We start from the raw sequence: 26,035 nt of genomic DNA on the forward strand, positions 1-26,035 counted from the left end.
ACGGGGGGTGGGGGAGGGGGCGACGGGCCGGGTCACGGGGCCGTCCCCCGGGCGGGCGCGGCCGTGGCCGACTGCCAGCGGTAGCCGCGCGGGGTGACCATGCGGCCGGCGATCTCACGGGTTGCGGTGTTGCCGACGGTGACGACGGTCATCATGTCGACGGTCGCGGGGTCCAGCGCGGCCAGCGAGGTCAGCCGGCTGGACTCGTCAGGCCGCGAGGCATTGCGGACGACCCCGACCGGGGTCGCCGGGTCACGGTGCGCGGCCAGGATCGACAGCGCCTTCGGGAGCTGCCAGTCACGGCCCCGGCTGCGCGGGTTGTAGAAGGTCACGATGATGTCCGCCTCGGCCGCCGCCCGCACCCGGCGCTCGATGACCTCCCACGGCGTGTGCAGGTCCGAGAGGCTGATCGACACATGGTCGTGGCCCAGCGGCGCGCCCAGGATCGCGGCCGCCGCCAGCGCGGCCGTCACCCCCGGCACACCCACCACGTCGATGTCGGCGCCCGCCTCGGCCAGCGCGGGCGACGCCATCGCGTACACCCCCGCGTCCCCGCTGCCGATCAGCGCCACCGCGTGCCCCTTGCGCGCCTCGGCGACCGCGGTACGGGCCCGCTCCTCCTCGGCGCCGAGCCCGGACTCCAGCACCGTGGTGCCGGGCCGCAGCAGGTCCCTGATCTGGTCCACGTACTGATCGAGCCCGACCAGCACCGACGCCCGGCGCAGCTCCTCGCGGGCGCGCGGCGTCAGCAGGTCCCGGGCGCCCGGCCCGAGCCCGACGACGGCGAGCCGCCCGCGCGGGGCCCGGCGCACCACCGCGCAGGTGGCCATCGCCGCCCGCCCCTCGGGCCGCGACTTCCGCTTCGGCACGAGGAGTTCACCGCCGCCGGCGAGCGCGGCGGCCTCCGCCACCGAGGGCGTGCCGACAGCGGCGAGCGGCGCGTCGGAGGGGTGCGGCACCTCGATCCGGGCCAGCTCATCGGCCGGATACGTCCGCAGCGGCACCCCCAGCCGGGCGGCCGCCGCCACGATCCCGGGCTCCCCGGCCTTCGCGTCGACGGTCACCAGCTCCGCGACGCTCGACGGCGAGAGCCCCGCCTCCGCCAGCGTCTCCCGGACCAGCCCCAGCACCTCGTCCTCGGGCGCGCCCTTCGACGCGCCGACCCCGACGGCCAGCGAGGCGGGCCGCAGTACGGCTTCCCGCGCCCCGGTCTCCACCAGCCGGTCGGTGAGATGCAGGACGGCGGTCCCGGCGGTCCCGGCGGCCACGTTCGCCGGCAGCGCCGGCAGCGGCCACACCGCGTCCGCCCGCAGCGCCACCGGCGCCCCGTCGAGCATCGCCCGCGACACCCCGGCGACATCGCCCTCCACGGGCAGCCCCAGCATGTCGAGCCCCGCGGCGCCCACCGCGTCCGTCGCCGTCGTCACGACAGGCGAGGCGCCCAGCACCTCACCGACCTCCACCGCGAGGGCGTTGGCCCCGCCCGCGTGGCCGCCGAGCAGCGCGACCGCGTGGCGGCCCGCCTCGTCGACACAGACCACACCCGGGTCCGTCGCCTTGTCCGCCAGCAGCGGGGCGACCAGCCGCACCACGGCCCCCGTCGCCAGGAAGCACACCAGCTGCTCGCACTCGGCGAACGCCCGCCGCACCGCCTCGCCCACCGGTCCTTCGTAGACCGCGGCACGGCCGGGCCAGGCCGCGGCCAGCCGGTCGCGGGCGGCGGCGCCCGCCGCCGTGGCGGAGATGAGGCCGATCACTGGACTGCTCCTTCACTTGCACCAGCCGGGGAGCGGACGCCCCACAGCAGAAAGACCGGATTGGCCGCGGCGAGCCGGGTCACCTCACCGGGCAGCGGCGCCAGCCGCGAGGACTGCAGCAGCACACCCTCGGGCGCGAACCCGGCCGCCGCCAGCGCCGCACGCACCTGCGGCACCCGGTCCAGGGCGGCCACCGCGACCACCACGGCACGCCGCGCCCGCCGGGCGCACGCGGTCACTATGGCGGGCAGCTCACGCCCGCCGCCCCCGATGAACACCGCGTCGGGGTCGGCCAGATCGGAGAGCACCGTCGGCGCGGCGCCGTGCACCGCCCGCACATGCACCCCGTGGGCCGCGGCGTTCGCCCGGATCCGCTCGACGCCGTCCGCCGTCTTCTCGACGGCGACGGCAGCCGCGCCGAGCCGCGCGCACTCCACCGCCACCGACCCCGAACCGGCACCGATGTCCCACACCAGGTCGCCCGTGCGCGGGCCCAGCCTGGCCAGCGCCAGCGCCCGCACCTCGAACTTGGTGATCATCGAGTCGCGGTGCGCGAACTCCGCCTCGTCCAGCGCCCAGCCGGCCGGACCGGCGGCCGGACCCGCCACCGTCCGCACCGGCGAGAGCGCCCGCGACTCGTCCAGGCACAGCACCACGCTCACCGGATCCGGCCACTCCCGGTCCGCCGCCTCCCGCAGCGTCAGCCGCTCGACGCGCTCGTGCTCCGGATCCCCGAGCGCCGTCGCGACGACCAGGGTCCGCTCCCCGCTCCGGTAGAGCAGCCCGGCCGCCAGCTCGGCGGGCCCCGCGCCCGGCCCCGTCAGCACCGCGACCTTGGGGTGCGCGAAGCACACGTTCACCGCGGTCCTCGGGTCACGCCCGTGCGCGCTGACGACGACCGCGTCGTCCCACGGCAGTCCCAGCCGGGCGAACGCCACCGCCACCGACGGCGCCCCCGGCCGCACATCGAGCGCCGCGGGACCGAACCGCTCGGCCAGCGCCCGTACGATCCCGAAGAACCCCGGATCGCCCGACGCCAGCACCACCACCCGCGCCCCGTCCCCGGCCTCGGCCCGGTGCTTCGCGATCCGGTCCAGCGCCGGGGCCAGCGGACCCAGCACGATCCGCGCGGCGCCCGGGGGCGGCGCGGCACCGTCCAGATGGCGCCGCGCACCGACCACCAGCGTGGCCCCGGCCAGAGAGTGGACGGCCTCGGGGGAGAGCGGCGCCCCCGTCCCCGTACCGAAGACCCGGATCACGAGCCGGACCGCTGGGCGCGCAACGCGGCCCGGGCCGCCTTGTCGGCCTTGCGGTACCCGTGGAAGTGCCCCGGGTGGTACAGGTGCGAACGCGTCCCCGACGCCGACAGGGCCGGGCCGACCAGGAAGAGCGTGTGCTTCCAGAGCCTGTGCTCCTTGACCGTCTCCTCCAGCGTCCCGATCGTGCAGTGCAGGATCAGCTCCTCCGGCCAGGTCGCCTGATAGGCGATCACCACCGGCGTCGAGGTCGGGTAGCCGCCCTCCAGCAGCTCCTGCGTCAGCTGACCCGACCGGGCCGCCGACAGGAACAGCGCCATCGTCGTGCCGTGCCGGGCGAACTCCCGCACCTCCTCGCCCGGCGGCATCGGCGTCTTGCCGCCGCCGAGCCGGGTCAGGATCACCGACTGCGCCACCTCCGGGATCGTCAGCTCCCGCTGCGCGATGGCCGCGACCGCCGAGAACGACGACACCCCCGGCACGATCTCGACGGCGACCCCCAGCTCGGCACACCGGTCCACCTGCTCCTGCGTGCCGCCCCACAGGGCCGGATCGCCGGAGTGGATACGGGCCACCCGCAGCCCCTCGTCCGCCGCGCGCCGGTAGACCGCGACCACCTCTTCGAGGGACATCTGCGCCGAGTCGAGGATCTCGGCACCCTCCCGGGCGTGGTCGAGGACCTCCGCCTGCACCAGGCTGGCCGCCCAGATGACGACATCGGCGTCCGCGATGGCCCGCGCCGCCCGGAAGGTCAGCAGATCGGCGGCACCGGGGCCGGCACCGACGAACGTCACGGCGCCACGGGTGGGCTCGGCGACTGCTTCGGACATGGGACGGGTCCTTTCGACAACATGAGAGGTGAAACGTGACATACGGGGATGCGCACCCCGGGGTCAATCGGCTAGCAAGAGCCCATGGCGGTGTTCGTCGCGCTCGGCGCGTTCCTGATGACCCTGGCCGGCGGCTGGGTCGCCCAGCGCGTCAGCGACCGCCGCCACCTGGTGCTGGGGTTCGCCGGCGGACTGATGCTCGGCGTGGTCGGCCTGGACCTGTTGCCGGAGGCGGTCGAAGCCGCGGGCGGCCTCGTCTTCGGCGTACCGGCGGCCCTGCTGCTCTTCGTGGGCGGCTTCCTCGTCGCCCACCTCGTCGAGCGGATGCTCGCGGTACGCCAGGCGGCACACGGCGCGGGTGAGGAACGCGTCCCCCAGGTCGGACTGACGGCGGCCGCCGCGATGGTCGGCCACAGCCTGATGGACGGCGTGGCGCTCGGTGCCGCCTTCCAGGTCGGCGGCGGCATGGGAGCGGCCGTCGCCCTCGCCGTCATCACCCACGACTTCGCCGACGGCTTCAACACGTACACGATCACCAGCCTGTACGGGAACGCCCGCCGCAAGGCCCTGACGATGCTGTACGCGGACGCGGCGGCGCCCGTCGTCGGCGCGGCGACGACGCTGCTGTTCACCCTTCCGGAGGAACTTCTCGGCTGCTATCTCGGCTTCTTCGGCGGCGCGCTGCTCTACCTCGCCGCTGCCGAGATCCTGCCCGAGGCACACCACGACCACCCGGCCCGCTCCACCCTGCTGTGCACGGTCGCCGGAGTGGGCTTCATCTGGCTGGTGGTGGGCCTCGCGCAGTGACCGCCTCACAGCTTGCCGCCCCGCCCGCCGTCGCGCGGCGCGGGTGCGATGAGCGTGGAGAGATACGGCAACGGGCCATCCGCCAGCTCCGCCGCCGGCCGGATCGACTCCTCGGGCAGCCCGAGTGCCGAACCCCACACCGCGTCCTCGGTCCGCCCCGTCTCGCGCAACGCCACGGCGACCTCCTCGGCCAGCCGCCCGAACTTGTACGCGACGACCGTCCCGGGACCCTCCAGCGCCTCCTTCAGCACGGCCGCCCCGGCGGTCACCGGCACCAGCGTCAGCGGCTCGGTTCCCTCGGTCAGCACCGCACCGCTGCGCGCGGCGAGATCCTGCATGGCCGTGATCCCCGGCACGGTCGCCACCCCGGTGCCGGGCAGCAGTTCCCCGATGGTGTGCGCGAGATAGGTGAACGTCGAGTACACATTGGGGTCGCCGATCGTCGCGAACGCCACCGAACCATGCGTACGCAGCAACTCGGCGACCCGCGCCCCCGCCGCGTCCCACGCCGCCTCCCGACGCGCCCGGTCCGTCCGCTCGTTGAGCGCGAACACCACCCGGACCACCTTCTCGGCCCCCACGTAGTGCAGCACGGTCGCCTCGGCGCGTCCCCGCTCACCGGTGTCCATCACGGGCACCACGACGACGGCGGCCTCGCGCAGCGCGTTGACGCCCTTGACCGTCACCAGCTCCGGGTCACCGGGCCCGACCCCTACTCCGACCAGCGTGTTCATCCCTCGCACCTCTCCACGAATCGGCGGGCCGTACCGGGCGCCGAAGCCCACTGCGTATGCAGATAACTCGCGTGCACACCCCGCTGCACGAACCCCTCGAGCCGCCGCTCGGGCTGGTGCAGGCCCCAGGCCGGCGCCTCGCCCGCCCCCGGCTCCAGCACGGTGCGGTGGAATTCGTGCCCCCGCATCCGCGTCCCGGCCACCGCCAGCACGCTGTCGGACACCGCGACGGCGTCCCGGTAACCGAGCGTCAGCCGCTGCGACATCCGCGCCTCGGCGTCCAGCACCCCGCACATCGGCAGCCCGTCCAGCGACCGCGCCAGATACAGCAGCCCCGCACACTCGGCGGCCACCGGCGCCCCCGCCGCGACCAGCTCCGCGACGGCCTTGCGCAACGGCTCGTTGGCCGACAGCTCGGGCGCGTACACCTCGGGAAACCCACCCCCGACGACCAGCCCCAGCGTCCCCTCGGGCAGATCCTCGTCCCGCAACGGATCGAACGGCACGACGGTGGCCCCGGCGGCGGCGAGCAGCTCACTGTGCTCGGCGTAGGAGAAGGTGAACGCGGCCCCGGCGGCAACGGCAACGACCGGCCCCCCGCGCTCCGGCCCCTGCGGCGTCCGAGGAACCACGTCCCCCACCGCCTCCGCCGGATCCCACACCTCACCCGGCACCGGCGGCGCCGACCGAGCCAGCGCCGTCAGCGCCTCCAGATCGCACCCCGCCCGCACCCGCGCCCCCATCGCCGCGACAGCGGCCACCGCGTCCTCCCGCCGCTCGGCCACCGGTACCAGCCCCAGATGCCGCGACGGCACCGCCACCTGCTCGGCCCGCCGCAACACCCCCAGCACCGGCACCCCGGACTCCTCCAGGGCCTCCCGCAGCAGCGCCTCGTGCCGGTCGGAGCCGACCTTGTTCAGGATCACCCCGCCGATCCGCACCTGCGTGTCCCACGACGCGAAACCGTGCACCAGCGCCGCCACCGACCGCGACTGCGAGGACGCGTCGACCACCAGCACCACCGGCGCCCGCAGCAACTTCGCGACCTGCGCAGTGGAGGCCAGCTCCCCCTGCCCCGCCGCCCCGTCGTACAGCCCCATCACACCCTCGACGACCGCCAGGTCGCATCCCCGCGCGCCGTGCGCGAACAGCGGGGCCATCAGCTCCGGCCCGCACATGTACGCGTCGAGATTGCGCCCCGGACGGCCCGTGGCCAGGGCGTGGTAGCCCGGATCGATGTAGTCGGGCCCGACCTTGTGCCCGGACACGGCGAGCCCCCGCCCGGCGAAGGCGGCCATCAGGCCCGTCGCGACGGTGGTCTTGCCGCTGCCGGAGGACGGCGCGGCGACGACCAGGCGGGGAACGTTCACCACTCGATGCCCCTCTGCCCCTTCTGCCCGGCGTCCATCGGGTGCTTGACCTTCGACATGTCCGTCACCAGGTCCGCCGCCTCCACCAGCGCGGCGGGAGCGTTGCGCCCGGTGATCACCACATGCTGGCTGCCGGGCCGCCCGCGCAGCACCTCGACGACCTCATCGGTGTCGACCCACCCCCAGTGCATCGGGTAGGCGAACTCGTCCAGCACGTACAGCCGGTACGTCTGCGCCGCCAGATCGCGCTTGACCTGCTCCCAGCCCTCGCGGGCCGCCGCCTCGTTGTCCAGCTGCTGATCGCGCTGGACCCAGGACCAGCCCTCGCCCATCTTGTGCCAGGCGACGGACCCGCCCTCGCCGCTGGCGCCGAGCACCTTGAGCGCGTTCTCCTCGCCGACCTTCCACTTCGCGGACTTCACGAACTGGAAGACCCCGATCGGCCAGCCCTGATTCCAGGCGCGCAGCGCGAGCCCGAAGGCGGCCGTCGACTTCCCCTTGCCGATGCCGGTGTGCACCACCAGCAGCGGCCGGTTGCGCCGCTGCCGGGTGGTGAGCCCGTCGTCCGGCACACTGACCGGCTGTCCCTGCGGCATTACGCGGCCCTCCTGCTGCCCTGAACGTCCTTGACCAGCCCGGCGATCGAGTCGGCCCGCAGCTCGTCGAGCGTGACGGCGGTGCCGCCCAGCTCGCCCGCGAGACTCGCCGCGAGCCCGAGCCGCACCGGCCCCGACTCGCAGTCCACGACCACGGACGCGGTGCCCTCGGCCTCGTGCAGCCGGGCCGCCCGCGCGGCCAGCGCCACGGGCTCGGGCCCACCGGTCGCCCGCCCGTCCGTCACCACGACCAGCAACGGCCGCCGCGAGGGGTCACGCATCCGCTCCACCCGCAGCACGTCATGCGCCTTCAGCAGTCCGGCGGCCACCGGGGTACGCCCCCCGGTCGGCAGCATCTCCAGCCGCCCGGCCGCCGCGTCCACGGACGACGTCGGCGGCAGCACCACCTCGGCGTCCTTGCCCCGGAAGGTGATCAGCCCGACCTTGTCCCGCCGCTGATAGGCGTCCAGCAGCAGGGACAGCACCGCACCCTTCACGGCGGTCATCCGCTGCCGGGCGGCCATCGAACCGGACGCGTCCACGACGAACAGCACGAGATTGGATTCGTGACCTTCTCGTACCGCTTGCCGCAGATCGTCCCGCCGCACCACCAGGCCCCGCCCGGACCGCCCCCGCGCCCGCTGATGCGGGGCGGCGGCCTGCACGGTCGCGGCCAGATGCAGCTTGGTCAGCGCGCCCTGCGGCCGCCGGGCCCCGGTCGTCCGCCCGTGCTCGGTACGCGCCCGGGAGCGCCGCCCCGCCGCGCCCTCGCCCAGACCCGGCACGCTGAGCATCTTCGTACGGAACGGCTCACCGGCCCGTACGGGCTGCTGCTCGCCACCGCGCGAGGACTGCCCCTGCACGGGCTCCTGCTCCTTCTCCGTGCCCTGCTCGGGGACGGACTGCGCGGGCGTGTCGTCGTCCCCGCCCTCGCCCTGCGGCGGCGTGTCGGGCCCGTCGCCCTCCGGCGGCCGGCCACCGCCACCGGGCCCGTCCGGGTCCGGATCGTCGTCCTCGCCGCTGTTCTGCTCCAGCGTGTCGTCGAGCTTGTCCTCGTCGAGCCCCGGCGCGTCGAAGGGATTGCGCCGGCGCCGATGGGGGAGCGCGAGCAGGGCCGCCTGCCGGACATCCTCCGCCAGGACATCGGTACGCCCCGCCCAGGCGGCCAGCGCGGTGGCGGTCCGGGCCATCACGATGTCGGCCCGCATCCCGTCGACCTCGAAGGCCGCACAGGTGGCCGCGATCTGCCGCAACGCACCATCGCCGAGCCGTACGTGAGGCAGCAGCGCCCGCGCGGCCACGATCCGCGCCCGCAACGCGTTCTCCTCGTCGGCCCACTGCGCGGCGAACCCGGCCGGATCGTCGTCGTACGCGAGCCGCCGCCGCACCACCTCGACCCGCAGATCGGTCTCCCGCGAGGCGGCGACCTCGACGGTCAGCCCGAACCGGTCGAGCAGCTGAGGCCGCAGCTCGCCCTCCTCGGGATTCATGGTCCCGACGAGCAGGAAGCGGGCGGCATGCCGTACGGAGACGCCCTCGCGCTCCACGTACGAGGCACCCATGGCGGCGGCATCCAGCAGCAGGTCGACCAGATGGTCGTGGAGAAGGTTGACCTCGTCCACGTACAGGATCCCGCGATGCGCGTCAGCGAGCAGCCCCGGCTCGAAGGCCTTCACGCCCTCGGCGAGCGCCCGCTCGATGTCGAGTGCCCCGACGAGCCGGTCCTCGGACGCCCCGACGGGAAGCTCCACGGTCCGCGCGGCCCGCGACACGCCGGATCCGGCCTCGTGGGGCCCATCGGGACACGCCGGATCGGGCGTGTCCGGGGCGCAGGAGAACCGGCACCCCGGGACGACGGACACCTCCGGCATCAGCGCGGCGAGCGCGCGCACGGCGGTGGACTTGGCGGTCCCCTTCTCGCCGCGCACGAGGACGCCGCCGACGGCGGGACTCACCGCGTTGAGCAGCAGCCCGAGCCGGAGGTCGTCCTGACCGACGATGGCGGTGAAGGGATAAGGCGTACTCACAAGACCTCCTTGACGAGGGCACATTCCAGCCCCTCCGGCGATTGAGGAGCGGGGTCCGGGGCGGAGCCCCGGTTCGGGAAGGGGCGGCCAGGGGACAGGCCCGCAGCAGGCGCCCCGCACACCGCGCGCACCGGCCTCACTCCTCCCCCTCCAATTCCCCTTCGAGCTCCAGATACGTGGCCCGCAGCCGCTCCAGCGTCTCCGCATCCGGCTCCGCCCAGAGCCCCCGTTCGGCCGCCTCCAGCAACCGTTCCGAAATCCCGCGCAGCGCCCAGGGATTGGACTTCTTCATGAAGTCCCGGTTGGTCTCGTCGAACACGTACTCCGCCGACAACTTCTCGTACATCCAGTCATCGACCACCCCCGCCGTCGCGTCGTACCCGAACAGGTAGTCCACGGTCGCCGCCATCTCGAAGGCGCCCTTGTACCCGTGCCGCCGCATGGCCGCCATCCACCGGGGATTGACGACCCGCGCCCGGAACACCCGGTGCGTCTCCTCGCCCAGCGTCCGCGTCTTCACCTGGTCCGGCGTCGCCGAATCCCCCACGTACGCCTCGGGCGACTCGCCCGTCAGATGGCGCACCATGGCCACCATGCCACCGTGGTACTGGAAGTAGTCGTCGGCATCGACCAAGTCGTGCTCCCGCGTATCGACGTTCTTCGCCGCCACCGCGATCCGCCGGAACGCCGTCTCCATGTCCCCGCGCGCCGCCCGCCCCTCGAGCCCGCGCCCGTACGCGTAACCGCCCCAGACCGCGTACACCTCGGCCAGATCCGCGTCCGAGCGCCAGTTGCGCGCGTCGATCAGGGGCAGCAGCCCCGCCCCGTACGCCCCCGGCTTCGAGCCGAAGATACGGGCCGTGGCGCGGCGGCGGTCGCCGTGCTCGGCGGTGTCCTCGTCGGCGTGCGCCCGTACGTAGTTGGCGTCGGCCGGCTCGTCCAGCTCCGCCACCGCCCGCACCGCGTCGTCGATCAGCCCCACCACGTGGGGGAACGCGTCCCGGAAGAAGCCGGAGATGCGGACCGTCACATCGATGCGCGGCCGGCCCAGCTCGCTCACCGGCACCACCTCGAAGCCCGTCACCCGGCGCGAGGCGTCGTCCCACACCGGGCGGCAGCCCAGCAGCGCCAGGATCTCCGCGATGTCGTCGCCCTGGGTGCGCATGGCGGAGGTGCCCCACACGGTCAGGCCGACCGACTTCGGATAGGCGCCGGTGTCCGCGAGATACCGGGCGATCAGCGAGTCCGCGAGCGACTGGCCGACCTCCCACGACAGCCGGGACGGAATCGCCTTCGGGTCGACGGAGTAGAAGTTGCGGCCCGTCGGCAGCACGTTGACCAGTCCGCGCGTCGGCGAACCCGAGGGACCCGCCGGGACGAAGCCGCCGTCCAGCGCCTTGAGGATGTGGTCGATCTCGTCCGTCGTGCGGGCCAGCCGGGGCACGACCTCCTCGCAGGCGAAGCCCAGGACGGCGACGGCGTCCGGGAGTTCGGCCCCCAGCACCTCCCGGACCAGGCCCGCCGCGGCGGTCACGTCCCAGCCGCGCGCCTCCATGCCCTCCGCGAGCCGGCGGCACAGCTGCTCCAGCAGGTCGATCGCGTCCGCGCCCGTCCGTGCCGGCCCGTCCACCAGCGCGGTCAGCCCGTCCGGCACCTTCACGGCCGCACCCGGCTCGCCCAGCAGCTCCTTCTCGCTGAGCCCGAAGTGCTCGGCGATCGCCGCCCGCAGACCGGGCAGCGCGTTGGCCGTGCCGCCCCACACCTGCGAGGCGCGCAGCACCGCGAGGACCAGGTTGACCCGGGCCTCGTCGACCGGGCCGCCGCCCAGGATGTGCAGCCCGTCGCGGATCTGGACGTCCTTGATCTCGCAGAGGTAGCCGTCGATGTGCATCACGAACGAGTCGAAGTCGTCGTCGCCCGGCTGCTCGTCCACATGGAGGTCGTGGTGCAGCTCGGCGGCCTTGACCAGGGTCCAGATCTGCGCCCGCACCGAGGGCGCCTTCGTCGGGTCCAGGTCGCTGACGAGCGCGTACTCGTCGAGCAGCTGCTCCAGCTTGGCCAGGTCGCCGTAGGTGTCGGCGCGTGCCATCGGCGGCACCAGGTGGTCCACCACCGTGGCGTGGCCCCGGCGCTTGGCCTGGGTGCCCTCGCCCGGGTCGTTGACGATGAACGGGTAGATCAGCGGGAGTTCGCCGAGCACCGCGTCCGGGCCGCAGCCGGCGGACAGGCCGAGGCCCTTGCCGGGCAGCCACTCCATCGTGCCGTGCTTGCCCATGTGGACGACGGCGTCCGCGCCGAACGTGTTCTCCAGCCAGCGGTAGGTGGCCAGATAGTGGTGGGAGGGCGGCATGTCCGGGTCGTGGTAGATCGCGATCGGGTTCTCGCCGAAGCCGCGCGGCGGCTGGATCAGCACGACGACGTTCCCGAACTGCAGGGAGGCCAGGACGATGTCGTCGCCGTCCACGTACAGCGAGCCCGGCGGCTCGCCCCAGTGCTCCAGCATCGAGTCGCGCAGCGAGGGTTCCAGCTGCGCGAACCACTCCCGGTAGTCCGCCAGCGGCACCCGCGCCGGAGCCGCCGCGAGCTGCTCCTCGGTCAGCCACTCCACGTCGTGGCCACCGGCGTTGATGAGGCGGTGGATGAGCTCGTCACCGTTGTCCGGGTGCCCCTCGACCCCGTAACCGGCGTCGCGCAGGGCGTCCAGGACGCGGACGGCGGATGCGGGCGTGTCCAGGCCGACCGCGTTGCCGACGCGGGAGTGCTTGGTGGGATAGGCGGTGAAGACCAGGGCGAGCTTCTTCTCGGCGTTGGTCTTGTGCTTCAGGACGGCGTGGCGCACGGCGATCCCGGCGACGCGGGCGGCCCGCTCGGGGTCGGCGCGGTACACCGGCACCTCGTCGGGGCCCTGCTCCTTGAAGGAGAACGGGACGGTGACGAGCCGGCCGTCGAACTCCGGGATGGCCACCTGCATCGCCGCGTCCATCGGGGTCAGCGCGGCGTCCGACGCCTCCCAGGCGGCGCGCGAGGAGGTGAGGCAGAGCCCCTGGAGCACCGGCACGTTCAGATCGGCGAGCGCGCCGATGTCCCAGGCCTCGTCGTCGCCCCCGGCGGAGGCGTCCGACGCCCGGGTGCCGCCGGCCGCGAGCACCGTGGCGACCAGGGCGTCGGCCCGGCCGATGAGCTCGTACAGACCGGCGTCCGCCCCGCGCAGCGAACCGCAGTACACGGGCAGGGCGTTGGCGCCGCGCGCCTCGACGGCGTCGCACAGCACGTCGACGAACGAGGTGTTGCCCGAGAGGTGGTGCGCCCGGTAGAAGAGCACGCCCACGGTGGGGCGGCCCTCGACGAACGGCCGGTCGCCGTGCGGGCCCCACTCGGGCATCTTCTGCGGCTCGGCGAAGCCGTGCCCGGTCAGCAGGACGGTGTCGGACAGGAAGCGGGACAGCTCGACCAGGTTGCCGGGGCCGCCCTCCACCAGATAGCGCAGGGCCTCGGCGACGACACCGGCGGGTACGGACGACTCGGCCATCAGCTCCGCGTCCGGCACGGCCTCGCCGCCGAGCAGCACGGTCGGGATGCCGGCCGCCTTGAGCGCGGCCAGCCCGTCCTCCCAGGCGCGCTTGCCGCCCAGCAGACGGACGACGGCGACGGAGGAGCCCTCGATCAGCTCGGGCAGTTCCCCGGTCACGTCGATACGGGTCGGGTTGCCGATCCGGAAGGGCGCGCCCGAGGCGCGGGCGGCCAGCAGGTCCGTGTCGGCCGTCGACAACAGCAGCACGGTGCTCAGCGGGGCGTTCGACGGGGCGTTCATGCGGGTGCTCCAGGTGCTCCGGGGGCGATGAAGGGAAGTCCTGCCGGTGCGCCCGACTCGATGAGTCGCCACAGCGCATCGGTGTCCGCGTGTTCTTCGATGAGGTCGCCGAGCCGGTCGAGCTGTTCCTCGCGCAGCTGGGCGAAGCAGGTGTCGGGGGCGGGGACGAAGCGCCGGCCGGCGGCCCGCGCGATCTCGGCCAGGAAGCGGCGGCGGAACGCGTCGCTCTCCAGCGAGCCGTGCCAGTGGGTGCCCCACACGGAACCGGACCGGCAGCCGTCGAGGCGGCCGCCCTGTCCGTCGGTGAGGAAGGGTTCGCCGCCGCGCACGTCGGCGACGCCGTGGTGGATCTCGTACCCCTCGACCGGGGCGCCGAGCGCCTCGCCGACCGGCCGGGCGAGGGTCTTCTCGCGGTCGAACCGGACGCGCACGGGCAGCAGTCCGAGCCCGTCGACCCGCCCGGCGCGCGACTCCACCTCGTCCTCGATGTGTTCGCCGAGGATCTGGTAGCCGCCGCAGATCCCGAGGACCGGGCGGCCCTCGGCGGCGCGCCGCAGCAGGGCGTCGGCGAGTCCGCGCTCGCGCAGCCAGGCCAGCGCCTTCACGGTGCCCCGGGTGCCGGGCACGACGACGAGGTCGGCGTCGGTCAGCTCCTCGGCGCGGTCCACGAACCGCACGACGACGCCGGGTTCGGCGGCGAGCGCGTCCACGTCGGTGAAGTTGGACATCAGCGGCACGGCGCACACGGCGACGCGCAGGACGTCCTCGCCGTGCGGCGGGGCGACGACCGACTCCCGTACGGCGCCGCGCAGCGAGACCCGCAGCCCGTCCTCCTCGTCGATCCCGAGGCCGTGGGCGAACGGCAGTACGCCGTACGTCGGCCGTCCGGTGAGGCCGAGCAGCATGTCGAGGCCGGGCTCCAGCAGCGAGACGTCGCCCCGGAACTTGTTGACCAGATAGCCGGCCACCAGCGACTGGTCCTCGGCCGACAGCAGCGCCGTCGTGCCGAAGAACGAGGCGAAGACCCCGCCCCGGTCGATGTCGCCGACGACCACCACCGGGAAGCGTGCCGCCCGTGCGATGCCCATGTTCACGATGTCCGTGCGCCGGAGATTGATCTCGGCCGGACTGCCCGCCCCCTCGCAGATCACCGCGTCATACGTGCCCCGAAGCTGCTCCAGGCAGTCCACGACGGTGGAAAGAAGCTGTTCCTGCCGCCCGCCGTGGTAGCCGCGGGCGCTCATCTCGCCGACCGCGCGCCCCATCAGGACGACCTGGCTGGAGCGGTCGCCGCCGGGCTTGAGGAGCACCGGGTTCATCAGGGCGGTCGGCTCCACCCGGGCGGCCTGGGCCTGCATGGCCTGGGCGCGGCCGATCTCGGCGCCCTCGCGGGTGACGAAGGAGTTCAGCGACATGTTCTGCGCCTTGAAGGGCGCGACCTTCACGCCCCGGCGCACCAGCCAGCGGCAGATGCCCGCCGTGACGACGCTCTTGCCCGCGTCCGATGTGGTGCCGGCCACCAGCAGCCCACCGCTCATACCGCTCTCCGTCCTGGGACCTGTGCATCTGGGGTACGGGTGAGGCGGCGGGCGGCGAGTCCCGCACCGAGGCGGGCCGCCACGCTGACGCCGAGGGCGAGCGCGCCGACCCGGCGCGAGAGGCGTACGGCCCGTTCGATGTCGGCGGTCTCCACCGCCCGGCCCGTCCCGCCGTTGAGGACGGGGCGGTGCTCGACCCGGCCGCCGTAGGCGAGAGTCCCGCCCAGGCGTACGCCGAGCGCGCCGGCGAACGAGGCTTCCACCGGGCCCGCGTTGGGGCTGGGGTGCTTGGCCGCGTCGGCCCGCCAGGCCCGGACCGCCTCCCGTGGCCGTCCCCCGGCGGCCACGGCGAGCAGGGCCGTCAGCCGGGCGCCCGGCCAGCCCGCGAGGTCGTCGAGGCGGGCCGAGGCCCAGCCGTAGCGCAGATGGCGGGGCGACCGGTGGCCGACCATCGCGTCGAGCGTGTTGACGGCGCGGAAGCCGACGAGCCCGGGGACGCCGCCGAGCGCGCCCCAGACCAGGGCGCCGACCACGGCGTCCGAGGTGTTCTCGGCGACGGACTCCACGACGGCGCGGGCGATCTGTGGCCCGTCCAGGGACTGCGGGTCGCGGCCGCACAGGTGCGGCAGCCGCTCCCGGGCGAGTTCGACGTCCCCGGCGGCGAGCGCGCCGCCGATGGCGCGGGCCTCGCGCCCCAGGGACGTACCGCCGACGACGGACCAGGTGGCGGCGGCGGTCAGCGCGACGGAGGCGGCGGGGTGGCGCCGCAGGGCGCGGGCGGCCAGCGCGGCGCCCCCGGCGGCGCCTCCGGCGCAGAGCAGGGTGTGCAGCGCGCCCCACCCGCGGTGGTCGCGCCACAGCCGGCGTTCGACGCCCGCCGCGGCCCGCCCGAAGGCGGCGACCGGGTGCCCCCTGCGGGGGTCACCGAGCAGCAGATCGCCGATCAGACCGGCCGTGGCGCCGTACGCGAAAATGCGATCGGCACGCACGGTTCAGCCGGCCGTCGCGCCTCGGAGGACCTTCGTACGGGCAACTGCTGGCGGGAAGGGCACAGGGACGGACGCACGGCGGCCGGGCATGGCGATATGTCCTCACTCAGGGTCCGCGCCCTGGTTCGACGTGACCGGCGACGAGAGTCTCCTGGCTTCCGGATCCGCAGTTCCCCCGGTCTTCCAGTCCGCTCGCGCGAACCGTGACTTCCGGTGGTGGGGGACTGCTCCCCGGTGACAGTGGCGGGACCGCGCCGGATTCGCACCGGCTTCCTCTGCTGTCGCCGTAATGGCTCCGGCAGTCCACCACGCTCCGCGAACACCCGTCAACCTGCCGTTGACCTGCGACGGCGCAGTGTGCGTAGACACACATCGGGCCGGACACACACGCGGTGTGTCCGGCCCGACGGGGAGGAGCGGGGAGAGGCCGGCGGGCCTCAGGCGACGATCAGATAGATGCCGTACGCGACCGCCGCGGCGCACAGCCCGAAGCAGACGTACGCGCCCGCGCGGGCCATCAGGAGCGACCCGCCCGGCTGTCCGCCCTCCGTGGCGGGTCCGGGCTGCTTGGAGAGTCCGACGATGCCGAGGGTGAAGAGGCCCACCAGGCCGACGGTGGCGACGAGAGAGACGCCGAAGACGGTGCCGAGGGCTGCCCAGTCGATGTGCATGTGTCCTTCGTCCTTACACCGTGGCCGGTCGGGCCGGGTCGGTCACAGGGGCGGCGGGGGCCGGGATGGTGGCCGTGAGGTCGTGGGCCTGCGCCTGGGCCGCCGCGGTGGGCGGCGGGCTGACGGCCGCGATGGCGGTGGTGACGACGCCCGCGGGTTCCGCGTCCGGTGCGACGTCCCCGTGGCCGACCGGCTTGCGGCGGGAGAGCACCCAGATCGCGCCGGAGCCCGCGATCAGCAGCGCCGCGACGACCACGACGCCCCAGGTGCCCTGCTTGGTGAGGAACTCGGCTCCCGCGCCGACCAGTCCGGCGGCCGGCAGGGTCAGGCCCCAGGCGACGAACATCCGGGTGGCGGTGGACCAGCGGACCACGCCCCCCTTGCGTCCGAGGCCCGCGCCCATCACGGCGCCGGAGCAGGACTGGGTGGTGGAGAGGGAGAAGCCGAGGTGCGAGGAGGCCAGGATGACGGTCGCCGCGCTGGTCTGGGCGGCGAAGCCCTGCGGCGGCTTCAGCTCGGTCAGGCCGCTGCCCATGGTGCGGATGATGCGCCAGCCGCCGAGGTAGGTGCCGAGTGCGATGGCGAGGCCGGCGCAGACGATGACCCAGACCGGCGGGTTGGAGCCGGGGGCGAGGACACCGCCGGTGACCAGGGCGAGCGTGATGATGCCCATGGTCTTCTGCGCGTCGTTGGTGCCGTGGGCGAGGGAGACCAGGCCGGCCGAGGCGATCTGCCCGGCACGGTAGCCCTTGGCGGTCGCCTTCTCCTGGGCGCCGCCCGTGACTTTCCCGCCGATCCGGTACGTGAGCCGGGTGGCCAGCAGCGCGGCGAGACCGGCGACGACCGGGGCGGCGACGGCGGGGAGCAGCACCTTGGTGACGACGGTGCCGCCGTCGACCGACGACCAGCCGGCGGACATCACCGCGGCGCCGATCAGGCCGCCGAACAGTGCGTGGGAGGAACTGGACGGGAGGCCGACCAGCCAGGTCAGGAGGTTCCACAGGATCGCGCCGACGAGCGCGGCGAAGATGACCTCGGTTCTGAGGCCGTCCTCGTTGATGATCCCGCCGGAGATCGTCTTGGCGACCTCCACCGACAGGAACGCGCCGACGAGGTTGAGAACGGCGGACATGGCGACCGCTGTCTTGGGTTTGAGTGCGCCGGTCGAGATGGTGGTGGCCATCGCGTTGGCGGTGTCGTGGAAACCGTTCGTGAAATCGAACACTAGAGCTGTCACGATCACAATCGCGAGCAGCAGCGTGATGTGTTCCATTTACCCAGGCAATCGTTCGACGTCAGTGGCACGTGGACCGTAGGCAACCTGAGTGAACGGAAGATGAACTGAGCAGGGCGTTGTGGTGACCCCAACCGGAGTGCCGCCGCCCTGTTCCGTCACCGTGTGATCACGGGTGGAGGGCACAGGGCAGTGTGGGCCCCGAATCCGGGGCCGGCGCGGCCCGTGGGGGAGGGGCGGTGACGGGCCGCTCATCCGGTGAAAGGATCTTCGTATGAGCGACGGATGGCGGGATTCGATCGAACTGGCCTGGGACGCGGTCGTCACCACGGCCCGCAGGACGGCGTCCGAGGGGCTCGTCGTCGGGACCTCGGGCAACGTCTCGGTCCGGGTCGGCGAAACGGTGCTGGTCACCCCGAGCGGAGTGCCCTACGACCGGCTCCGCCCCGAGGACGCCGTCGGCGTCGACCTGGACGGCAACCGGGTCATCGGCGAGCTGGCCCCCACCAGCGAACTCCCGCTCCATCTCGCGGTCTACCGGAACACCGGCGCCGCCGCCGTCGTGCACACCCACGCGGTGCACGCCACGGCCGTCTCCACCCTGGTCACCGAGGTCCCCTCGGTGCACTACGCCGCCGCGCTGCTCGGCGGCCCCGTCCGCGTCGCCGCCTACGCCCGCTACGGCACCGGTGAACTGGCCGCGAACATGCTCACCGCCCTGCGCGACCGCACCGGCTGCCTGCTCGCCAACCACGGCACGGTCACCTTCGGCGCCACCCCCGACGAGGCCTACGACCGCACCGCCCAGCTCGAATGGCTCTGCCGCGTCTGGCTCGCCGCCGGCTCCGTGCCCGGCCGCACTCCCGCCCTGCTGACACCGGACCAGCTGGCCGAGGTCCAGGAGGCACTGAAGGGGTACGGACAGCCGGGCTGAGGCCCCCGGCCACCGGACGGCCCCCGCCCACTGGCAGGGTGCGGTCCGGCCCAGGAGACTGAAGCGGTGCGCCCGGCAACAGCGACGGCAGCGGCCGTCACCTCCCTCCTCGGCGCCGGTGCGGCAGCGGTCGCGGCCGGCCGGTACGCCGGCGACGTCGCCCTCAAGACGCCGTCCGGCCGACCGCTGCCCGCAGACCGCGAACTCACCGTGCACGCGACGGCGGCCGGACAGGTCACCCTGACCCGGTCCTTCACGTCCCTGCGCCCCGGCACCTACGGGCTGACCGGCGAGGGCGTCCACGCCGTCGCCGGCCCCGTGATCGACCAGGCCCACCAGGCCCCCGACACCGTCGTGCGCCGGCTGGAACGCGTCGGCCGGGGCACCCTGGTGCCCGGCGCCAAGGTCCGGCTCACCCCCGCCCTGTACAGCGGCGACCCCGGCACAGCCCTCGGCCTCGACTTCCGCGAGGTGGAGATCCCCGGCGAACTCGGCGGACTGCCCGCCTGGTTCGTGCCCGGCCCCCGCGACACCTGGGTGATCACGGTGCACGGCCTCGGCACCACCCGCGAGCACCCCCTCAACGTGACGGGCTTCCTGCACGGACAGCAGCTGCCCGTGCTCGACCTCGCCTACCGGGGCGACGCCGGGGCCCCGCGCAATCCGGACGGGCTCAGCCACCTCGGCGAGTCCGAATGGCGCGACCTGGACGCCGCCATCCGCTTCGCCGTGCGCTACGGCGCCGAGAAGGTCGTCCTGCACGGCTGGTCCACCGGCGCCTCCATGGCCCTGCACGCCTGCGCCAACTCCGCGCTGCGGGACCGGATCTCCGGCCTCGTCCTCGACTCCCCGGTCCTGGACTGGGCCACCACCCTGCGGGCCCTGGCCGCCGCCCGGGGCGTTCCCTCGGCCCTGCTGCCGCTCGCCGTGCGCGCCGTCCAGGGGCAGACCGGGCTGCGCGGCGCCCGGCTCCTGGACACCTCGCTGCCCGCGACCCTCCATGTGCCGACCCTGATCTTCCACGGCCCCGACGACACCCTGGCCCCCTGGCTCGCCTCCCGCCGGCTGGCAGCCCGCCGACCCGACCTGGTCTCCCTGCACGCCGTACCCCACGCTCCGCATGCGGCGATGTGGAATGCCGACCCGGTCCACTACGAAGAGACACTGCGCCGCTTCCTGACGCCCCTGATGTGAGCCGATGCGCCGCTTCGGCCGATTGGTCCCGGCCGGTGCGGTCAGCCCCGGGCCCCGGTGATCCGCGTTCCGTTTGGGCTTTCGGGCCGTCAGAGGCAAGACTGCTCCCGTGACGTCCCGTACCCCGCGCGACTCCAGGCTGCGACTTGTCCGCCCGCGACCCCTCGCCACCGCTCGCAAGGCGGTGACCACCCGGCGCACGAGGCCCGCGCCCCGCCCGCCCGAGGGCACCCCGCCCCGCGCGGAACTGGCCCGTCAGGCCAGGACCGTACTCGCCGACGCCGTCCGGATCGCCCGCTGGGCGGCCGACGGCGCGAGCCCCGGCACCCCGCCGCTGGCCGCCCAGGCCCTGGAGAGGGCCGCCGCGGCGCTGGAGTTGTCCCCGGCCCAGGTCAGCTCCGGCTGGGACCGGGCCCGCCTCGCCGGACTCGTGGAACTCCACGGCGACACCGCGCGGCCCGGCTGGCGGCTGCGCGCCTGGGACCGCGACGACTCCGCCGTCCTGCGCGGCTGGGTGGCGCTCTTCGACGCCTGGTCGCTCGTCCACCCCGCGCCCCGGGGCATCGAGTCCACCGCCGTCGCCGAGGCCGTCGAGGCCGTGCCCCAGGTGCTCTCCCTGCTCCAGCTCTCGGCGGGCCCCGTCACCGTGCCCGCCCTCCTCGACCTCCTCGGCCAGCGCGTCGCCGAACTCCACGAGGAGCGCTGCGAGGTGCCCTACGGCCCGCAGCCGGTGCCCGCCCCCGCCGAACCGGCCCCCACCGCCCACCCGCAGGAGCTGGTCGCCCTCCTGCTGGACTGGGCCCTGGAAGGGCTGGCCGCCGTCGGGGCGCTCACCCTGGGAGCCGGACAGGCCACCCTCACCCCGCTTGGCAACTGGGCGGTCTGGGTCAAGCTGGAACAGATCTGCGTCGCCGCCCAGAGCCCGGCCGGCAACATCGAGCAGTCCGCCGCCGACATGCTGCTGGGCTGCGCCCGCCTCACCCCCGGTCCGGCCCGCGCCGAATACCGCGCCTGGCTGGCCGCCCGCCCCGTCGGCAGCGCCGTCGCCGAACTCCTCGGCGTCGCCCGGGGTGAGGACGCCCTGCTGCGGGGGCTCGCCTTCGAGGCGCTCCGGGTCGTCGGCGCGCCCGCCGAGCCCGAGGTGCGCGCGGTCCTCACCGACCCGTCACTGCGCCCCTACGCGCTGCTCTGGCTCGCCGAGTACGACGGCGCCGACCCCGAGGACGCGCAGGAGGTCCTCAGCCGCGAGGAGGCCACCTGGCTCTGGGTCGACACGGCGGCCGCCGTGGCCGACCACGGCGAGACCGGGCTGCTGGTCCGCCATCTCGACTCGGCCGTGCAGGGCACCGTCCCCGCCCTGCTCGACGAGGTACGGGCCGTCGGTCATCCGCGCACCGTCCAGGTCCTGGTGGCGCTCGCCGCCGCGCACCCCGACCCCGCTCTCGCCAAGGCCGTCCGCAAGGCGGCGTTCCAGGTGCACACCGGCGGCGCCTGAGCCGCGCGGTCCGGCCGTCCGGGGGAGACCCGCGGCGGGCCGGGCCGTCCTCAGCCCGAACCGGGGGCGTACGTCCCGAAGCTCCAGACGTTGCCCTCGGCGTCCCGCGCCATGTAGTCCCGCGAGCCGTAGTCCTGGTCGGTGGGCTCCATCAGGATCTCCACCCCGTAGGCCAGGGCCCGCGCGTAGTGCGCGTCCACCTCGTCGACGACCACATAGACGCCGGACGGGCCCGCCCCGGCCATCGCCTTGGCGAAGGCGCCCTCGCGGCCCTTGGAGCCGAGCATCACCCTGCCGTTCCCGCAGGACAGCTCCGCGTGCATCACCGCGCCGTTCTCGCCCTCGTACACCGCTTCCTCGGTGAAGCCGAGGCCCTCGGTCAGCGTCCTGATCGCGGCCTTCGCGTCGTCGTACAGAATCGTCGGATAAATGGTCGGAACGCCCGCACCCGCGCCAGTCATCGCGCTCACCTCTCCTGTGATCTGTGTCTCACTTCCCGTCCAGTCTTCCACCGCCCACCGACAACGCTCAGCGGAAGGTGTCGCAGTCGGCCATGTCGCCGCTGCTGAAGCCGGTGGTGAACCACTGCTGGCGCTGGGCGGCCGAGCCGTGCGTCCAGGACTCCGGGGTGACCCGGCCCTGGAACTTCTCCTGGATCCGGTCGTCGCCGACCGAGGCGGCGGCGTCCAGGCCGTCGCGGATGTCGGCCCGGTCGAGCCGGGTGATCAGTGGCCGGCCGGTCGACTCGTCGGGCGTGGTCGTCGCGTGATGGGCCCAGACCCCGGCGTAGCAGTCCGCCTGGAGCTCGACCTTCACCGCGTTGCTGTTCTCGCCGGTCCGCCCGTCCTGCGCCCTGCCCAGGGTCCCCAGCTGGTTCTGCACATGGTGTCCGTACTCGTGCGCCACGACGTACGCCTGGGCGAACGGCCCGCCGCTCGAACCGAACTTCGTCCGCAGCTCGTCGAAGAACCCGAGGTCGAGGTAGACCTGCCGGTCACCGGGGCAGTAGAAGGGCCCCACGGCCGAGGTCGCGGTGCCGCAGGCGGTGCTGATCCGGTCGGTGAACAGGACGGTGCGGGCGTTGCCGTAGGTCCCGCCGCGCCGGGCGAACTCCTGCTTCCAGTAGTCCTGCACGCTGTTGACCACCGCGACGATCCGGCAGTCGTCCTTGGTGTTGGCGTCCTGGCCGGTCCGGCAGCTCTGCTCGACCTGCGCCGCCGACGACGCGGTCGCGCCCGGGTCCGAGTCGCCCGAGGACAGGCCCAGCTGGTCCGGGCCGACGCCGAAGAGCAGTCCCAGGATCAGCGCGATGACCCCCGCGATGCCGCCGCCCACGGTGGCCCTGCCACCCGGGACACGGCTGCCGCGCACATCCTTGACCTCGGACGTGTCCAGATCGGCGTCGTCGTCGAACTGCATGGCACCACCCTCTGCTCCGGTCGTGGCTGCCGCACAGCCCTTCGCCGAGTATCGGGTAATTCACACCTCTATGCCCCGTTACGTTCACGCGGTGGAGTCGGCCGACGGCAGCGGGCGAGCGTCCGTCGCCCGGCGGGGGAGCGCGCGGAAATCCGGTTGGACACCGCCAGTAGACTGGTCCTCATGGCAATCCTCCTTGTGCGTGTGCGTGAGTAGCGGCGTCGAGTCGTGAATCGCTAGCCGTTCCTCCGCCGTCCATTCCGCCCTGGAGTTTTTCCCTTGATCACCGCTTCCGGCATCGAGCTGCGCGCCGGCGCCCGCATGCTCATCGAATCCGCCTCCTTCCGCATCGCCAAGGGCGACCGCATCGGCCTCGTCGGCCGCAACGGAGCGGGCAAGACCACCCTCACCAAGTGCCTCGCGGGCGAGGGCACCCCCGCCGCCGGCACCATCACCCGCTCCGGCGAGGTGGGCTACCTCCCGCAGGACCCCCGCACCGGCGACCTCGACGTGCTGGCCCGCGACCGCATCCTCTCCGCCCGCGGCCTCGACGAGATCCTGCGCAAGATGCGGGAGAACGAGGAGCGGATGGCCAACGGCAAGGGCGCCACCCGCGAGAAGGCGATGAAGAAGTACGAGCGCCTGGAGACGGAGTTCCTCACCAAGGGCGGATACGCCGCCGAGGCCGAGGCCGCCACCATCGCCGCCGCGCTGAGCCTGCCCGACCGGGTGCTCGCCCAGCCGCTGCACACCCTCTCCGGCGGTCAGCGCCGCCGCGTCGAGCTGGCCCGGATCCTCTTCTCGGACGCCGACACGCTCCTGCTCGACGAGCCGACCAACCACCTCGACGCGGACTCCATCGTCTGGCTGCGCGACTACCTGAAGACCTACCGCGGCGGCTTCATCGTGATCTCCCACGACGTCGAGCTGGTCGAGACGGTCGTCAACAAGGTCTTCTACCTCGACGCCAACCGCTCGCAGATCGACATCTACAACATGGGCTGGCGGCTCTACCAGCAGCAGCGCGAGGCCGACGAGAAGCGCCGCAAGCGCGAGCGGCAGAACGCCGAGAAGAAGGCGGCCACGCTCAACGCGCAGGCCGACAAGATGCGCGCCAAGGCCACCAAGACCGTGGCAGCGCAGAACATGGCCAAGCGCGCTGACCGGCTGCTCTCCGGCCTGGAGGCCGTCCGGGTCTCCGACAAGGTCGCCAAGCTGCGTTTCCCCGACCCCTCGCCGTGCGGCAAGACCCCGCTGATGGCGGAGGGGCTGTCCAAGTCCTACGGGTCGCTGGAGATCTTCACCGACGTCGACCTCGCGATCGACAAGGGCTCCCGCGTCGTCATCCTCGGCCTCAACGGCGCCGGCAAGACGACCCTGCTCCGGCTGCTCGGCGGCGCCGAGAAGCCCGACACCGGCCAGATCATCGAGGGGCACGGCCTCAAGCTCGGCTACTACGCCCAGGAGCACGAGACCCTGGACCCGGACCGCACCGTCCTGGAGAACATGCGCTCCGCCGCGCCCGACCTCGACCTGGTCGCGGTCCGCAAGACGCTCGGCTCGTTCCTCTTCTCCGGCGACGACGTGGACAAGCCCGCCGGGGTGCTCTCCGGCGGCGAGAAGACCCGGCTCGCCCTGGCGACGCTGGTGGTCTCCTCCGCCAACGTGCTGCTGCTCGACGAGCCCACCAACAACCTCGACCCGGCCAGCCGCGAGGAGATCCTCGGCGCGCTGCGCACGTACAAGGGCGCGGTCGTCCTCGTCACGCACGACGAGGGAGCCGTCGAGGCGCTCCAGCCCGAGCGGATCATCCTGCTCCCGGACGGTGTCGAGGACCTGTGGGGTGCCGACTACCGGGACCTGGTCGCGCTGGCCTGATCCACTCGCACTGGATCATTCGGCCTATGCGTGATCCATCATCTGTGTGAGTACGTCTCGTACCTCGGCGCGGCGCCCGGCAGATAGCTGCCGGGCGCACTCATATGGACGCCTTTTCCCTTGCGGTCCCTGACCTGGCCGTTCTTTCCGGACCACCCTTCAGCCGCCCCCGCAGCCTCCACGGAATGCGGGATTCCGGTCGTGCCGGCGCACTCCCGGGGCGTGAATCCGGTTGCACAGACCTTGCCGAATGGGTGGCCAGGAAGCGCGGGAGGGGTGATCATGAGAGTCCAGAGCGCACTTCCCACGAGGAGGCACGGGTGGCCGAGACTCTGAAGAAGGGCAGCCGGGTGACCGGCGCCGCGCGCGACAAGCTCGCGGCAGACCTGAAGAAGAAGTACGACTCCGGTGCGAGCATCCGGGCGCTGGCCGAGGAAACCGGCCGCTCCTACGGGTTCGTCCACCGGATGCTCAGCGAGTCCGGAGTGACGCTGCGGGGACGCGGCGGCGCGACACGAGGGAAGAAGGCCGCGACGGCCTGACGGCCGTCGGCGGATCGGGGCAGGTCCCAGGATCTGTCCCGGGGCTCACCGGTTTCGGCGGTGGCCACCCGGTAGATCGTGCGGTCCACCGGGTGGTTACTGTTCAGTCACTTAGCTCTGTGCTGACTGTACTGACCCGCACCCCGATCCGGAGGCGCTCCATGACCTCGCTCGACTCTGTGCTCGACAAGGACAGCGTACGACTCACCGTCGACGACGCGGTTGCCACGGTGACCCTCACCAATCCGGCCAAGCGCAACGCTCAGTCCCCCGCTCTGTGGCGGGCGTTGACAGAGGCCGGTCGGGCCCTGCCCGGCAGTGTGCGGGTCGTCGTGCTGCGCGGCGAAGGCGTGTCGTTCTCTGCCGGACTCGACCGACAGGCGTTCACCCCCGAAGGTTTCGACGGCGAGCCGTCGTTCCTCGCCATGGGGCGTGGCCCGGAGGCCGAGCTCGACGCGGTCATCGCCGAGTACCAGGAGGCGTTCACCTGGTGGCGTCGCAACGACATCGTGTCGATCGCGGCCGTCCAGGGGCATGCCATCGGCGCGGGCTTCCAGCTCGCCCTGGCCTGTGACCTGCGGATCGTCGCCGACGACGTGCAGTTCGCCATGCGCGAGACCAGCCTCGGGCTGGTCCCCGACCTCACCGGCACGCACCCCCTGGTGCACCTGGTGGGGTATGCGCGCGCGCTCGAAATCTGCGCCACCGGCCGCTATGTGCACGCCGAGGAGGCCGAGCGCACCGGCCTGGCCAACCTCGTGGTGCCCGCCGCCGAGCTCGAAGGGGCCGCCCGCGACCTGGCCGGCGCCCTGCTGGCCGCCCCCCGCGACGCCGTCATCGAGACCAAGGCCCTGCTGGGCGGCGCCGTCTCGCGTACGTACGAGGAGCAGCGCGCCGCCGAACGGGCCGCGCAGGGCCGCCGGCTCCGCGACCTCGCGGGCTCCCTCGACTGA

General features: G+C 73.5%; 21 protein-coding genes and 1 riboswitch. Of the genes, 7 read left to right on the top strand and 14 right to left on the bottom strand.

Going from position 1 to position 26,035, the window contains the following annotated elements; genetic code table 11:
• Positions 1-32 precede the first annotated feature (32 nt).
• Genes cobJ through cobM form a run of 3 tightly spaced genes read right to left on the bottom strand, consistent with a single transcriptional unit; the run spans position 33 to position 3,843 of the window.
• Positions 33-1,757, bottom strand: a complete 1,725-nt coding sequence (gene cobJ / locus RLT58_RS27990; RefSeq protein WP_311313138.1) for a precorrin-3B C(17)-methyltransferase — start codon at positions 1,755-1,757, stop codon at positions 33-35.
• Positions 1,754-3,016, bottom strand: a complete 1,263-nt coding sequence (cbiE, locus tag RLT58_RS27995; protein ID WP_311313139.1) for a precorrin-6y C5,15-methyltransferase (decarboxylating) subunit CbiE — start codon at positions 3,014-3,016, stop codon at positions 1,754-1,756. The genes cobJ and cbiE overlap by 4 nt, the downstream gene beginning before the upstream one ends.
• Positions 3,013-3,843 carry a precorrin-4 C(11)-methyltransferase gene (gene cobM, locus RLT58_RS28000; RefSeq protein ID WP_311313140.1) on the bottom strand — a complete coding sequence of 277 codons (831 nt, stop codon included), beginning with the start codon at positions 3,841-3,843 and terminating at the stop codon, positions 3,013-3,015. Before cobM ends, cbiE begins: the two co-directional genes overlap by 4 nt.
• A gap of 84 nt (positions 3,844-3,927) precedes the next feature.
• Here cobM and RLT58_RS28005 point away from each other — a divergent pair, with 84 nt between their 5' ends.
• Positions 3,928-4,650, top strand: a complete 723-nt coding sequence (locus RLT58_RS28005) for a ZIP family metal transporter (RefSeq protein ID WP_311313141.1) — start codon at positions 3,928-3,930, stop codon at positions 4,648-4,650.
• A gap of 5 nt (positions 4,651-4,655) precedes the next feature.
• On the opposite strand, the gene cobI is transcribed toward RLT58_RS28005, so the two are convergent.
• From cobI to RLT58_RS28050, 9 genes are all read right to left on the bottom strand, one after another.
• Positions 4,656-5,384: a precorrin-2 C(20)-methyltransferase gene (gene cobI, locus RLT58_RS28010; RefSeq protein ID WP_311313142.1), complete on the bottom strand. Its 729-nt coding sequence runs from the start codon at positions 5,382-5,384 to the stop codon at positions 4,656-4,658.
• Entirely contained in the window at positions 5,381-6,757 is a 1,377-nt protein-coding gene (locus RLT58_RS28015) for a cobyrinic acid a,c-diamide synthase CobB (protein WP_311313143.1), read from the bottom strand. Before RLT58_RS28015 ends, cobI begins: the two co-directional genes overlap by 4 nt.
• A complete protein-coding gene (cobO, locus tag RLT58_RS28020; RefSeq protein ID WP_311313144.1) occupies positions 6,751-7,350 on the bottom strand; it encodes a cob(I)yrinic acid a,c-diamide adenosyltransferase in 600 nt (199 codons plus the stop codon). The genes RLT58_RS28015 and cobO overlap by 7 nt, the downstream gene beginning before the upstream one ends.
• The gene (locus RLT58_RS28025; protein ID WP_311313145.1) at positions 7,350-9,377 is read right to left on the bottom strand and encodes a putative cobaltochelatase; all 2,028 of its coding nucleotides are present in this window, start codon (positions 9,375-9,377) and stop codon (positions 7,350-7,352) included. Before RLT58_RS28025 ends, cobO begins: the two co-directional genes overlap by 1 nt.
• A gap of 136 nt (positions 9,378-9,513) precedes the next feature.
• Complete coding sequence (gene cobN / locus RLT58_RS28030) at positions 9,514-13,164, bottom strand: cobaltochelatase subunit CobN (RefSeq protein WP_311314675.1); 3,651 nt, start codon at positions 13,162-13,164, stop codon at positions 9,514-9,516.
• A 20-nt stretch (positions 13,165-13,184) separates the two neighbouring features.
• Positions 13,185-14,726, bottom strand: coding sequence for a cobyric acid synthase (locus RLT58_RS28035; RefSeq protein WP_311313146.1), 1,542 nt, complete (start codon positions 14,724-14,726; stop codon positions 13,185-13,187).
• Positions 14,723-15,715 (bottom strand): cobalamin biosynthesis protein, encoded by a 993-nt coding sequence (locus RLT58_RS28040; protein WP_311313147.1) that lies wholly within the window; start codon positions 15,713-15,715, stop codon positions 14,723-14,725. Before RLT58_RS28040 ends, RLT58_RS28035 begins: the two co-directional genes overlap by 4 nt.
• A gap of 144 nt (positions 15,716-15,859) precedes the next feature.
• Positions 15,860-15,992, bottom strand: a riboswitch (cobalamin riboswitch).
• A 160-nt stretch (positions 15,993-16,152) separates the two neighbouring features.
• Positions 16,153-16,386 carry a hypothetical protein gene (locus tag RLT58_RS28045; RefSeq protein ID WP_311313148.1) on the bottom strand — a complete coding sequence of 78 codons (234 nt, stop codon included), beginning with the start codon at positions 16,384-16,386 and terminating at the stop codon, positions 16,153-16,155.
• 13 nt (positions 16,387-16,399) lie between these two features.
• Complete coding sequence (locus RLT58_RS28050; RefSeq protein WP_311313149.1) at positions 16,400-17,659, bottom strand: inorganic phosphate transporter; 1,260 nt, start codon at positions 17,657-17,659, stop codon at positions 16,400-16,402.
• A gap of 235 nt (positions 17,660-17,894) precedes the next feature.
• On the opposite strand from RLT58_RS28050, the gene RLT58_RS28055 reads away from it, so the two are divergent.
• The 3 genes from RLT58_RS28055 to RLT58_RS28065 all read left to right on the top strand — a co-directional run bounded on the left by RLT58_RS28055 (position 17,895) and on the right by RLT58_RS28065 (position 21,243).
• Entirely contained in the window at positions 17,895-18,554 is a 660-nt protein-coding gene (locus RLT58_RS28055; RefSeq protein WP_311313150.1) for a class II aldolase/adducin family protein, read from the top strand.
• A gap of 66 nt (positions 18,555-18,620) precedes the next feature.
• Positions 18,621-19,748 carry an alpha/beta hydrolase gene (locus RLT58_RS28060; RefSeq protein ID WP_311313151.1) on the top strand — a complete coding sequence of 376 codons (1,128 nt, stop codon included), beginning with the start codon at positions 18,621-18,623 and terminating at the stop codon, positions 19,746-19,748.
• A 184-nt stretch (positions 19,749-19,932) separates the two neighbouring features.
• On the top strand, positions 19,933-21,243 hold the full coding sequence (locus RLT58_RS28065; RefSeq protein ID WP_311314676.1) for a hypothetical protein: 1,311 nt from the start codon (positions 19,933-19,935) through the stop codon (positions 21,241-21,243).
• A gap of 50 nt (positions 21,244-21,293) precedes the next feature.
• On the opposite strand, the gene RLT58_RS28070 is transcribed toward RLT58_RS28065, so the two are convergent.
• Positions 21,294-21,704 carry a VOC family protein gene (locus RLT58_RS28070; RefSeq protein ID WP_311314677.1) on the bottom strand — a complete coding sequence of 137 codons (411 nt, stop codon included), beginning with the start codon at positions 21,702-21,704 and terminating at the stop codon, positions 21,294-21,296.
• A gap of 67 nt (positions 21,705-21,771) precedes the next feature.
• Positions 21,772-22,662 carry a KPN_02809 family neutral zinc metallopeptidase gene (locus tag RLT58_RS28075; RefSeq protein WP_311313152.1) on the bottom strand — a complete coding sequence of 297 codons (891 nt, stop codon included), beginning with the start codon at positions 22,660-22,662 and terminating at the stop codon, positions 21,772-21,774.
• 279 nt (positions 22,663-22,941) lie between these two features.
• On the opposite strand from RLT58_RS28075, the gene RLT58_RS28080 reads away from it, so the two are divergent.
• The 3 genes from RLT58_RS28080 (at position 22,942) to RLT58_RS28090 (ending at position 26,035) form a co-directional block, all read left to right on the top strand.
• Entirely contained in the window at positions 22,942-24,540 is a 1,599-nt protein-coding gene (locus tag RLT58_RS28080) for an ABC-F family ATP-binding cassette domain-containing protein (protein ID WP_311313153.1), read from the top strand.
• Positions 24,541-24,860: 320 nt separating this feature from the next.
• On the top strand, positions 24,861-25,082 hold the full coding sequence (locus RLT58_RS28085) for a helix-turn-helix domain-containing protein (RefSeq protein WP_018518904.1): 222 nt from the start codon (positions 24,861-24,863) through the stop codon (positions 25,080-25,082).
• A gap of 161 nt (positions 25,083-25,243) precedes the next feature.
• The gene (locus RLT58_RS28090) at positions 25,244-26,035 is read left to right on the top strand and encodes an enoyl-CoA hydratase/isomerase family protein (protein ID WP_311313154.1); all 792 of its coding nucleotides are present in this window, start codon (positions 25,244-25,246) and stop codon (positions 26,033-26,035) included.

Source organism: Streptomyces sp. ITFR-16 (assembly GCF_031844705.1).
Classification (GTDB): Bacteria; Actinomycetota; Actinomycetes; order Streptomycetales; family Streptomycetaceae; genus Streptomyces.

Excerpts from the sequence above, each read along its gene's own strand:
- cobM (WP_311313140.1), bottom strand. The coding sequence starts at position 3,843 with ATGTCCGAAGCAGTCGCCGAGCCCACCCGTGGCGCCGTGACGTTCGTC.
- RLT58_RS28005 (WP_311313141.1), top strand. The coding sequence starts at position 3,928 with ATGGCGGTGTTCGTCGCGCTCGGCGCGTTCCTGATGACCCTGGCCGGC.
- cobI (WP_311313142.1), bottom strand. The coding sequence starts at position 5,384 with ATGAACACGCTGGTCGGAGTAGGGGTCGGGCCCGGTGACCCGGAGCTG.
- cobO (WP_311313144.1), bottom strand. The coding sequence starts at position 7,350 with ATGCCGCAGGGACAGCCGGTCAGTGTGCCGGACGACGGGCTCACCACC.
- RLT58_RS28035 (WP_311313146.1), bottom strand. The coding sequence starts at position 14,726 with ATGAGCGGTGGGCTGCTGGTGGCCGGCACCACATCGGACGCGGGCAAG.
- RLT58_RS28045 (WP_311313148.1), bottom strand. The coding sequence starts at position 16,386 with ATGCACATCGACTGGGCAGCCCTCGGCACCGTCTTCGGCGTCTCTCTC.
- RLT58_RS28050 (WP_311313149.1), bottom strand. The coding sequence starts at position 17,659 with ATGGAACACATCACGCTGCTGCTCGCGATTGTGATCGTGACAGCTCTA.
- RLT58_RS28055 (WP_311313150.1), top strand. The coding sequence starts at position 17,895 with ATGAGCGACGGATGGCGGGATTCGATCGAACTGGCCTGGGACGCGGTC.
- RLT58_RS28070 (WP_311314677.1), bottom strand. The coding sequence starts at position 21,704 with ATGACTGGCGCGGGTGCGGGCGTTCCGACCATTTATCCGACGATTCTG.
- RLT58_RS28075 (WP_311313152.1), bottom strand. The coding sequence starts at position 22,662 with ATGCAGTTCGACGACGACGCCGATCTGGACACGTCCGAGGTCAAGGAT.
- RLT58_RS28090 (WP_311313154.1), top strand. The coding sequence starts at position 25,244 with ATGACCTCGCTCGACTCTGTGCTCGACAAGGACAGCGTACGACTCACC.